Source organism: Halochromatium roseum (genome assembly GCF_016653315.1).
Classification (GTDB): domain Bacteria; phylum Pseudomonadota; class Gammaproteobacteria; order Chromatiales; family Chromatiaceae; genus Lamprobacter; species Lamprobacter roseus.
The window spans coordinates 113379-123966 of record NZ_NHSH01000054.1 but is presented as its reverse complement, the minus strand read 5'-3'; the positions used below and the strand labels follow the sequence as shown (position 1 = coordinate 123966).

The window sequence follows — 10588 nt, the reverse complement described above, 5'->3', positions numbered from 1 at the left end:
TTTTGACGTGATCCGAACCGCATTGCGGGCATAGCACTGAGATCTCGGCCATACAATAACCTTATAAAAAGCAAATATCGATATTATTCTACAGATTTTACGGATAAACCACGTCTAGAGCACTACCCAGCGATGCTAGGTCCATGTCCCGTGTCACCTTTTTTCCCATCGTTCACCTCTCAGGTTGTCGCTAGTAAACGTATAAATACGCTGGCAAACAGGCGCAGTCAACCTAAATATTTGATATATATAGCAATTTGCAAAAGATTTGCGATATATTTGCTAAACATCAGGCGGCTGAATCGCGCTCTGAATCGACGCTGAAAGCAGCGAAAAAATCCTGTCATGCCAGCGCTCTAGGGCGTCTCGCTTGGCGTCAAGCTGGCGCCCATGCCGGTACCGCTCGCCGACGCCACCTCGGCCTTTGTGATTCAACACGAGGTCGCGATGCTCGGCGCTGATGCCCAGCTCCGCCAGGTGGGTCTCGACGGTGTGCCGCAGCGTGTGCCAGCCCCAGCCCGGACGGGCGTTGCTGCCGTCGCCAGTGCTGGAGCGCAACACCCAGTCGGATGAGCCGCGAGCAATCGGCTGCAGGTTGTCAGTCAGGCCGGGAAACAGGAACGGGGCGCCGGGGAATGTGGCGCGCATCTCATCCAGTACCTCGCGCATCGGCTTGGTGACAGGCAGCACGAGCGGGCGCCCGGCTTTGGTGTCGGTCACCGTCCAGACTTCGCCGATCTCGGGCTCATCGGCGATCTGTAGCCAGTGCGCTAGGCGAGCCTCGTCGCGACGGCAGCCGGTCAACAGGCACCATCGCACCATGGCGCGGACCTGGGGCCGTGCCGGGAGGTACCACGCTTGGCGCAGCTCCTCAGCGCTCTGCAGCCAGAACTCGCGCCGGCCAGTGCCGGTCAGCTGCAGCTTGATCCTGTCGGCCGGTGAGAACTGGAGTAGCTCGAGATCAATGGCGTGACCAAACAAGACACGTAGATGGGTCAGGGCGCCCTTGGCCATGCCCTCCTTTCCCTGGTCGATCAGTCGGTCAACGATGGCGCGGACATCGGCGCGATTGATCTCGACCAGCGCCTTACCGCCGAGCGACGGCAGCACATAGCGGCGCATGGTCGATTGAAAGTTGCGCTGAAAGTCATCGCTGCGGGATTTGAAATACACCGTCGCGGTGTAGCGCTGGTGCAGATCGGCGAGCGTGACGGGTCGCTCCGGGCGCTCGCGCTTGGCCTTGAGCGGATCGGTACCGGCCAGGGCCTGCTCGGTGGCACGACGGGCCAGCTCGCGGGCGGCATCTAGGCTGATGGCGCCGACCTGCGCGATCGTCATTCGACGCGCGACACCCTGCAGGCGGTAGCGGACGACGTAGCTCTTGAACCCGGTCGCCTGGATCATGACACCAAGACCGGGTACCTGAGCGTCCCACAGGAACTGCTGCTGCGGGCCTTGCGGGTCGTGGCGAAGGCGCTCGATGCGCGAGCGAGTCAGCGGGATCGCGGTCTTCCGGGGCATAGGGCCTGCTCATGGTGATGTGAGTACCTGCCCATTCCCGATTTTCGGGAGGTGGCGTTGAGGGTACCCGGACAATACTCAAGAAGCAGTGTAGCCCAGCGGATCAGGAACGCAAATCAGCGGAGTGAAAAAAGCAAAGCCGCTGATCTCTCAGCGGCTTGCAGTGGTGGGGTGCGGTGACGTGTGTAGCGTCTAGTTGTTCTGGATCACAATCCGCGGGAACTTGGCCGCATAGTCCTTCGCCTGCAGCGAGAGCTTGGCGGCGGTCTTGCGGGCGATCTCACGATAGAGCTCGCTGATGCGCGATTCCGGATCGGCGACCACCGTCGGCTTGCCGCCATCGGTCTCCTCGCGGATTTGGATATCGAGCGGGAGCGAGCCGAGCATGTCAACACCATACTGCTGCGACATGTTCTCGCCGCCACCCTGGCCGAAGATGTGCTCTTCATGCCCGCACTTGGAGCAGATGTGGATGCTCATGTTCTCGACGATGCCAAGCACCGGCACCTCGACCTTCTGGAACATCTTCAAGCCCTTGCGCGCGTCCAGTAGGGCGATATCCTGCGGCGTGGTGACGATGACAGCGCCCGAGACCGGCACCTTCTGCGCCAGCGTCAGCTGGGTATCACCGGTGCCTGGCGGTAGGTCGATAACCAGATAATCGAGCTCCGACCAGTTGGTATCGTTCAGCAGCTGCTCGAGCGCCTGGGTGACCATGGGGCCGCGCCAGATCATCGGCGTCTCTTCCTCGATCAGGAAGCCGATCGACATGGTTTGCACGCCGTGGCTGACCATCGGTTCAAGGCTCTTGCCATCCTTGGATTCCGGCTTGCCGGAGACGCCGAGCATGCGCGGCTGCGACGGGCCGTAGATGTCGGCGTCGAGGATACCGACCTTGGCGCCTTCGGCGGCCAGTGCCAGCGCCAGGTTGACCGCGGTGGTGGATTTACCCACGCCGCCCTTGCCGGAGGCCACGGCAATAATGTTCTTGACGCTGTCGATCGGCTTCAGCGATTTCTGCACCGAGTGCGCCTTGACCTGCCAGCCGACATCGACCTGCGCCATGCTGACGCCATCCATGCCCTCAACCTGCGCCTTGACTGCATCAGCGATCGCTTGCTTGACCCCATCCGCTGGAAAGCCAAGCAGCACCTTCACCTTAACCTGGTCACCCTCGATCTCGACACCCTTGATGCAGTTGGCGGAGACCAAGTCCCGGCCCAGATGCGGCTCGGTGTAGCCCTTGATGGCGGCTTCAACAGTCTCTTTGGTCACTTCGGTCATGGAGAACTCCGTTGTCTTTGGCGATCGCGGTGGCCCGCGGGCTGGCATGATTCTGTAGGATGCGGGTACCGAACCTTGCTCAAATCGAGCTTGATCAGCCGGCCCCGTCGCTGGCACTCGAACTGGTATCAGCATTCGCTAATTCAAGCCTGCTTGACGATCTGCTCAGCGCTGCTTGATAAACTAACGAAGCTGCGTAGTGCACTAAACCCTCTAACCCCAGAGCCCTCCGCAATGACTCAAGCCCGCGACATCCTGGTCACCAGCGCACTCCCCTACGCCAATGGCCCGATCCATATCGGCCACCTGGTGGAGTATATCCAGACCGACATCTGGACGCGCTTCCAGAAGATGCGCGGCGAGAACTGCTGGTACGTCTGCGCTGACGACGCCCATGGCACGCCGATCATGCTCAAGGCGCGCCAGGAAGGCATCACCCCAGAGGCACTGATCGCTCGCGTCGCCGAAGAGCATCGCGCCGATTTCGCCGGCTTCCGCGTTGCCTTCGACAACTACCACTCGACCCATTCCGACGAGAACCGCCACTTCGCGACCCTCATCTACGAGCGCAATCGCGACGCAGGTCATATCGCCAAGCGAACGATCGAGCAGGCCTATGATCCGCTCGAGCAGATGTTCCTGCCGGATCGGTTCATCAAAGGCGAGTGCCCAAAGTGCGGTGCAGCCGACCAATACGGCGACAACTGCGAGGCCTGCGGCGCCAGTTACTCGCCCGCCGAGCTGAAAAATCCACGCTCGGCGGTCTCCGGCGCCGTGCCCGAGCAGCGCAGCTCCGAGCACTATTTCTTCCGCCTGGCCGATTTCGAGCCCATGCTCAAGGCCTGGACCCGTGGCGGCAGCCTGCAGGGGCAGGTCGCCAACAAGCTCGACGAATGGTTCGATGCCGGGCTGCAGGAGTGGGACATCTCCCGCGACGCGCCCTACTTCGGCTTCGAGATCCCGGACCACCCCGGCAAGTTCTTCTACGTCTGGCTCGACGCCCCGATCGGTTACATGGCCAGCTTCCAGCACCTCTGCGACAGCGCCAAAGGCCAGGCCGCGGGGCTCGACTTCAACCACTACTGGGCGCCCGACAGCAGCGCCGAGGTCTATCACTTCATCGGCAAGGACATCATCTATTTCCATGCGCTGTTCTGGCCGGCGATGCTACACGGCGCTGGCTTCCGCCCCCCAACCGCGGTCTTTGCGCATGGTTTCCTGACCGTCGACGGCCAGAAGATGTCGAAGTCGCGCGGCACCTTCATCAAGGCGCGGACCTATTTGGAGCACCTCAACCCCGAGTACCTGCGCTACTACTTCGCCGCCAAGCTCAGCGCCGGTGTCGACGACATCGATCTCAGCCTGGATGACTTCCAGGCGCGGGTGAACTCGGACCTGGTCGGCAAGGTGGTCAACATCGCCAGCCGTACCGCAGGCTTTATCACCAAGCGCTTCGACGGCCGGCTCGCGGCTGAACTGCCCGACCGCGCGCTGTTCGAGACCTTCGTCGCCGCCAACGGCCCGATCGCCGCGGCCTTCGAGGCGCGCGAATACAGTCGCGCGGTGCGCGAGATCATGACGCTGGCCGATCGCGCCAATCAGTACATCGACGAGCAGGCGCCCTGGGTCGTCGCCAAACAGGAGGGACGTGAGGCCGAGCTGCAGGGCATCTGCACTCAAGGACTGAACCTATTCCGGCTGCTGATCGGCTGGCTGAAGCCGATCCTGCCCGGCACCGCGGAGGCTGCCGAGCAGTTCTTGCGGATCGAGCCGCTGACCTGGAACGCGCTCGCCACGCCGCTGCTTGACCAGAAGATCGCCAAGTTCAAGCCACTGATGACGCGCATCGAGCCAGCGCATATCCAGGCCATGCTCGAGGCCTCGAAAGAGGATCTGGCAACAGCGAGTGCACACTGACCCCCAGTCCAGACCTGTCCTCAACCCAGACTCGCTGACCGATTCGCAACGTCTTCTCACCGCCGGAGCACAACGGCAGCATGTTTGACCTCAACATCTACGCCGCGGGCCTTGCCGTCGTCCTCGCGCTCGCCATCAGCGCTTGGCTGATCAGCATCCCAGCGCGCAATGTGAGCCTGGTCGACAGCCTCTGGTCGCTGTTCTTTCTTGTGCTGACGATGGTCTACATCACTTGGGCGCCAACGCTCGCGGCGCGTGCGTACATCCTGCTGTTCCTGGTCACGGTCTGGGCCACCCGGCTCTCGGTATTCATTACCCTGCGCAACAGGGGCCAAGCAGAAGACCGTCGCTACCAGGCGATGCGCGCCGAGCACGAGCCTGGATTCTGGTTCAAGAGTCTCTATCTGGTGTTTGGGTTGCAGGCGATCTTGGCCTGGGTGATCTCACTGCCGCTGCTCGGTGGCATCCTCGGCTCGGCGCCACTCGGCTGGCTCGACTATCTGGGCGTGCTGCTCTGGCTCATCGGATTCGGTTTCGAAGCCATCGGCGATCAACAGCTCGCCGCCTTCAAGGCCCATCCGCTGAGCCAAGGGCAGGTGCTCGACCGGGGCCTGTGGCGCTATACACGCCACCCGAACTACTTTGGCGAGGCCTGTATCTGGTGGGGCTTCTACCTGCTCGCCTTTGCCGCCGGGGCCTGGTGGAGCCTCCTGGGGCCGGTCCTAGTGACGCTGTTATTGCTGCGGGTTTCAGGGGTTGCACTGTTGGAAACAGACATTGCCGAGCGCAGACCCGCTTATCGAGACTATATCCGCCGAACCAATGCCTTTTTCCCTGGACCACCGCGCGCTTATCCAAACGGCAACTGACGCCCATAGTGAGTCACCAGCCGGGCAATAAGGCGCTTGTTTCACGATCATGCTGTCTCCTGGAGCCTCCCGATGTTCAATCAACGCGTCCGGCCTGCCCTCGTCGGCGGTCTCTTGGCACTGGCCTTACCTTTAACCCTGACCGGCTTCTCAGCAAGCGCGTCGGTCGATCAGACCTTTCGCTTCGAGGTCCTGCTCGACGACAGACCGATCGGCGAGCATCGCTTTGATATCGATGTCAGCGGCGATCAACAACGGGTCACCAGCCAGGCCGAATTCGAGGTCGATTTCCTATTCATCACCGCCTACCGTTATCGCCACCAGAGCAACGAGCTGTTTCGCAACGGCTGCCTGCAACGACTCAGCTCGACCACCGATGACAATGGCACCCGCTATAAGATCGACGGCTCGGCGGTCAACAATGGCTTCCGCGTTGATCGCGGCGAGGAGGTCGAACAATTCGATGGCTGCGTCAAGACCTTTGCCTACTGGGACTCAGCCATCCTGCAGCAGCCCAAGCTCCTGAATCCACAAACTGGAGAGCTCGAAGCAGTCAGCGTGCAACGGCGCGGAGCAGAGCAGGTCGCCGTCAACGGCAGCGAGGTCGAGGCGACCCGTTTCGAACTGGTCACCGACGAACTGACCATCAACCTCTGGTATAACGACGAGCTGGGCTGGGTGCGGCTCGCCAGCGATACGGGCAAAGGTGCTCAACTGATCTACCGGAGACTCTGATGCGTCGATTCCCACTGGCGCTGCGACTGCTGCTCGCGGCTGGCATCCTCAGTCTGCTCAGCGGCTGTATCGAAACTGGAGGCGAACCGATGAAGACGGTCGATCGAGTTGACCTAGCGCATTTCATGGGCGATTGGTATGTGGTCGCGAACATCCCAACCTTCGTCGAGAAGGGCGCGCACAATGCCGTCGAGTCCTATGCGCTGAATCCCGATGGCACCATCGCCACCACCTTCACCTTTAATCAGGATGCCTTTGACGGCCCGCAGAAGGTCCATCATCCGAAGGGCTTCGTGCTCGATACGACGACCAACGCTCGCTGGGGGATGCAGTTCATCTGGCCGATCAAGGCCGACTTCCGCATCATCTATCTCGATGACGACTATCAGACCACGGTGATTGGGCGCGCAAAACGTGACTATGTGTGGGTGATGTCGAGAACGCCCGACTTCAGCGATGCGGAATTCGAGGAGATGAAGGCCTTCATCAAGAGCGTCGGCTACGATCCGAACAAGCTGCAACGCGTGCCCCAACAGCGCGGTTGAGCAGGCTCGAGTTTGACTGCTCCCCGCACCCTGCTGGATGACCAGAAGCCGCTTGCCTCGCGCTGGCTGCGGCTTTCGGTCGGACTGGGCCTCGGTAACGGGGTGCTGCTGATCCTGCAGGCCTGGCTGCTCGCCCGGATTATCAATGCAGTGGTCTTTGATGACGTCGGCTTAGCCAAGGTTGCGCCCTGGCTCTGGCCCCTGCTCGTGCTCTTCGCGGTGCGCGCAGGCATCGCCTGGGCCTCGGAGCAGAGCGCCTTCCGTGCCGCGGCGCAGGTCAAGATCAGTCTGCGCGATCGGCTTTATCGCCATATCCAGGCCGCTGGCCCGGCCTGGATGGCCGGACAGCGCAGCGGCGCCATCGCCGAGGATCTGACCCGTGGCATCGAAGCCGTCGAGGCCTACTACTCACGCTATCTGCCGGCGATGTCGCTGACCGCGCTGATCCCGCTGGCGATCCTGATCGTGGTGCTACCGCTGGACTGGCTCTCGGCGCTGATCATGCTGGTGACCGCGCCATTGATCCCGGTGTTCATGATCCTGATCGGCAGCGGCGTCGAGCGGCTGAATCAGCAGCTCTGGAAGGAGCTAGCCCGCATGGGCGCGCATTTCCTCGATGTCATCCAGGGCATGACGACGCTGAAGCTGTTCAACGCCAGCCGGCGCGAGGCCGAGGTGATCGCGCGCATCTCCGATGACTATCGCGCCAGCACCATGCGCGTCCTGCGCGTCGCTTTCTTGACCTCGGCGGTGCTCGAGCTGTTCTCGACCCTGGGCATTGCCATCATCGCGGTCTTCATCGGCTTCCGACTCTATCAGCTGGACCTGCCGATCCCAGATCTGATCGCGCCACCGGAGATCAGCTTCGTCACCGGCTTCTTCATCCTGCTGCTAGCGCCCGAGTTCTATGCGCCGCTGCGCAATCTCGGCACCCACTATCATGGGCGAATGGAGGCGATCGCCGCCGCCGAGCGCCTGGTCGCGGTGATGGATACCGAACTGCCGGCACCCCCACAACAGCGTGCCCGCCTGAGCGCGGACAGCCCGCTGCACATCCGCTTCGAGGACGTCTCGTTCAGTTATGAGCCAGGTCGACCCGCGCTCGCTGGCGCAGAGCTCGAGATCAAGCCCGGCGAGCGTGTCGCCCTGGTTGGGCCGAGCGGTGCCGGCAAGACGACGGTCGCAAACCTCTTGCTCGGCTTCATCCGGCCAGAGGCAGGTCGCATCAGCATCGATGGCGAAGACCTCAATGCGCTAGCGATCGACGACTGGCGCCGGCGGCTCGCTTGGCTCCCCCAACAGCCGCGGCTGTTCCAGGGCACGATCGCTGACAACATCCGCCTCGGTCTAGCTGATGCGAGCCTTGCCGAGGTGCGCCAAGCCGCCGAGCGCGCGCAGGCCGCCGAGTTCATCGATCGGCTGCCACGCGGCTATGAGACGACGGTCGGCGAGCGTGGCGCCGGGCTCTCCGGCGGCCAGATCCAGCGCGTTGCCCTAGCGCGCGCCTTCTTGCGTGATGCCCGACTGGTGATCCTCGATGAGGCGACCGCCAGCCTCGACCCTGCCAGCGAGGCTTTGGTGCAGCGGGCGCTCGACCAGCTCGCCGAGGGCCGCTCAATGCTGGTGATCGCGCATCGGTTGAGCACGGTGCGCAATGCCGATCGCATCCTGGTCATCGACGGTGGGCGCATCGTCGAATCCGGCTCTCATGCCGAGCTGATCGAGCGCGATGGCCCCTATCGGCAGATGGTGCGCCTGCTGGAACCGACTGCGGTATGAGCATGGCCAGCCCCAGCCCCATCGCGATCAACCCAGCAAGATGGCTGACCGCCCTGGCTAACCGCCTTAACTGACCGCCGTGGCTGATTTCGTTTTCACGCCTGAGTGGCAAGGAGAATCTCGGCATGTCTGAGCTCATCCGTCTCTGGCAGCTGTTTCAGCCCTATCGTGGCTGGATGCTGGGCGGCTTCGCCGTGGCCCTGATCACGTTGCTGGCGAATGTCGCGCTGATGGCAATCTCGGGCTGGTTCATCACCGCGATGGCGGTCGCTGGCGCGGCTGGGGTCGCGATGAACTATTTCGCCCCGGCCGCACTGATCCGCGCCAGCGCCATCGGCCGCACCGCTGGGCGCTATTTCGAGCGTCTGATCACGCACGAGGCCACGCTGCGCCAACTCGCCGGGCTGCGGGTCTGGTTCTATCGGCATCTGGAGCCGCTGGCCCCGGCGCGGCTGATGGAGTATCACAGCGCCGATCTACTGACCCGTATCCGCGCCGATATCGACGCGCTGGATAACCTCTATGTGCGCGTGTTGGTGCCCGTGCTGGTCGCGCTCACCGCTGGAGTCGCATTCTTCCTCTTCACCGCGATATTCGATCTCGGGCTCGCGCAGCTGTTGCTGGTGATGCTGCTGATCGCTGGCGTCGCCCTGCCCTGGGCTGGTCATCGGCTCGGCAAACGGCCCGGGCGGCGCATCGTCGAGATCCAGGCGGAGCTGCGCCAGGCCGGCATCGACGGCACTCAGGGGTTGTCCGAGCTGCTGATCTATGGGGCTGCCGACAGCCACGCCCGGCATCTGGACGCGCTCAGCCGGGCGCTGGTCGCCGAGCAGGAGCGCATGAGTCAGCTCACCGGTATTGCCCAAGCCGCGACTGGCCTCACCGCCAATCTCACCCTCTGGGGCATGCTCTGGCTCGGCATCCCGCTGGTGCATGACGGCAGCCTGGCGCCACCGCAGCTAGCGATGCTCGCACTATTCTCGCTCGCGACCTTCGAGGCCGTTGCCCCCCTGCCAATGGCCTTCCAACAGCTCGAATCGACACTGACCGCAGCACGCCGGCTGTTCGCGATTGTCGACACCGAGCCGGCGGTGCCGGAGCCAACCGGCCCCGCGCAGCAACCGAAAGACAGCGGGCTGGTGATCGAGGGACTGCGTTTTGCTTACCCTAGCAAGAGCAGCCTGAAGGATCACTCCGGCACCGGATCAAGCGCAGATGCGGGCATCCATGCCGACTCGGCCCGGGAGCGCCCAACGCTCGACGGCATCGATCTCGAGCTGCCACCGGGCCGGCGGGTCGCCATCGTCGGTGCCACTGGCTCCGGCAAGACCACGTTGTTTAACCTGCTACTGCGCTTTTGGGCACCCGAGTCCGGCTCTATCCGGCTCGGCGGGATACCTATAGAACAGTTCCCCGGCGAAGACCTGCGCAGCCGCATCGCCTTGGTCTCGCAGCACACGCACCTGTTCGATACCAGCATCCGTGAGAACCTCCTAATCGCCGCGCCGGATGCCTCTCAAGGGCTGCTTGAGCAGGCCTGCGCGACAGCCCAGATCCACGACTTTATCGCCGAACTGCCCGAGGGTTATGACACCTGGGTTGGCGAGACCGGCGTGCGGCTCTCGGGTGGCCAGGCGCGACGCATCGCCATCGCCCGCGCGCTACTCCGTGATGCGCCGATCCTGCTCCTCGATGAGCCCACCGAGGGCCTCGATGCGGTTACCGAGCGCGCGCTGATGGATGCCGTGCAACGGCTCATGGAGGGACGCACCGTCCTGCTGATCACCCATCGGCCCGTCGCGCTGGCGCAGATGGATGAGATCCTGGTGCTCGATCAGGGCCGCGTCGTCGAGCGCGGCACCCACGGCGAACTGCTCAAAGCGCCGATCTACCCGCGCCTGCTAGGGCTAGACTTGGATCTCGACGCCTAAGCGCTCA

The 10588-nt window shown here is 63.0% G+C and carries 7 protein-coding genes and 1 pseudogene; 6 read left to right on the top strand and 2 right to left on the bottom strand.

Annotated features, from left to right (window positions below; all coding sequences use genetic code 11):
- Nucleotides 1-282 precede the first annotated feature (282 nt).
- Nucleotides 283-1521 (bottom strand): tyrosine-type recombinase/integrase, encoded by a 1239-nt coding sequence (locus tag CCR96_RS11280; RefSeq protein ID WP_201220222.1) that lies wholly within the window; start codon nucleotides 1519-1521, stop codon nucleotides 283-285.
- Nucleotides 1522-1713: 192 nt separating this feature from the next.
- Nucleotides 1714-2805, bottom strand: coding sequence for an iron-sulfur cluster carrier protein ApbC (gene apbC, locus CCR96_RS11275; RefSeq protein ID WP_201220221.1), 1092 nt, complete (start codon nucleotides 2803-2805; stop codon nucleotides 1714-1716).
- Between the two features lie 234 nt (nucleotides 2806-3039).
- Between apbC and metG the strand changes: the two are divergent.
- From metG to CCR96_RS11245, 6 genes and pseudogenes are all read left to right on the top strand, one after another.
- A pseudogene (gene metG, locus CCR96_RS11270) lies at nucleotides 3040-4716 on the top strand (methionine--tRNA ligase); the annotation flags it as partial.
- 86 nt (nucleotides 4717-4802) lie between these two features.
- Nucleotides 4803-5591 carry a DUF1295 domain-containing protein gene (locus tag CCR96_RS11265; RefSeq protein WP_201220220.1) on the top strand — a complete coding sequence of 263 codons (789 nt, stop codon included), beginning with the start codon at nucleotides 4803-4805 and terminating at the stop codon, nucleotides 5589-5591.
- A 72-nt stretch (nucleotides 5592-5663) separates the two neighbouring features.
- The gene (locus CCR96_RS11260; RefSeq protein ID WP_201220219.1) at nucleotides 5664-6326 is read left to right on the top strand and encodes a DUF6134 family protein; all 663 of its coding nucleotides are present in this window, start codon (nucleotides 5664-5666) and stop codon (nucleotides 6324-6326) included.
- Nucleotides 6326-6871 (top strand): lipocalin family protein, encoded by a 546-nt coding sequence (locus CCR96_RS11255; RefSeq protein WP_201220218.1) that lies wholly within the window; start codon nucleotides 6326-6328, stop codon nucleotides 6869-6871. The genes CCR96_RS11260 and CCR96_RS11255 overlap by 1 nt, the downstream gene beginning before the upstream one ends.
- A 12-nt stretch (nucleotides 6872-6883) precedes the next feature.
- The gene (gene cydD / locus CCR96_RS11250; protein ID WP_242518935.1) at nucleotides 6884-8650 is read left to right on the top strand and encodes a thiol reductant ABC exporter subunit CydD; all 1767 of its coding nucleotides are present in this window, start codon (nucleotides 6884-6886) and stop codon (nucleotides 8648-8650) included.
- Nucleotides 8651-8775: 125 nt separating this feature from the next.
- Nucleotides 8776-10581, top strand: a complete 1806-nt coding sequence (locus CCR96_RS11245; RefSeq protein ID WP_201220217.1) for an amino acid ABC transporter ATP-binding/permease protein — start codon at nucleotides 8776-8778, stop codon at nucleotides 10579-10581.
- Nucleotides 10582-10588 lie beyond the last annotated feature (7 nt).

Bases quoted from the DNA above. Each gene is read 5' to 3' on its own strand.
- CCR96_RS11280 (WP_201220222.1), bottom strand. From the start codon at position 1,521: ATGCCCCGGAAGACCGCGATCCCGCTGACTCGCTCGCGCATCGAGCGC.
- apbC (WP_201220221.1), bottom strand. From the start codon at position 2,805: ATGACCGAAGTGACCAAAGAGACTGTTGAAGCCGCCATCAAGGGCTAC.
- CCR96_RS11265 (WP_201220220.1), top strand. From the start codon at position 4,803: ATGTTTGACCTCAACATCTACGCCGCGGGCCTTGCCGTCGTCCTCGCG.
- CCR96_RS11260 (WP_201220219.1), top strand. From the start codon at position 5,664: ATGTTCAATCAACGCGTCCGGCCTGCCCTCGTCGGCGGTCTCTTGGCA.
- CCR96_RS11255 (WP_201220218.1), top strand. From the start codon at position 6,326: ATGCGTCGATTCCCACTGGCGCTGCGACTGCTGCTCGCGGCTGGCATC.
- CCR96_RS11245 (WP_201220217.1), top strand. From the start codon at position 8,776: ATGTCTGAGCTCATCCGTCTCTGGCAGCTGTTTCAGCCCTATCGTGGC.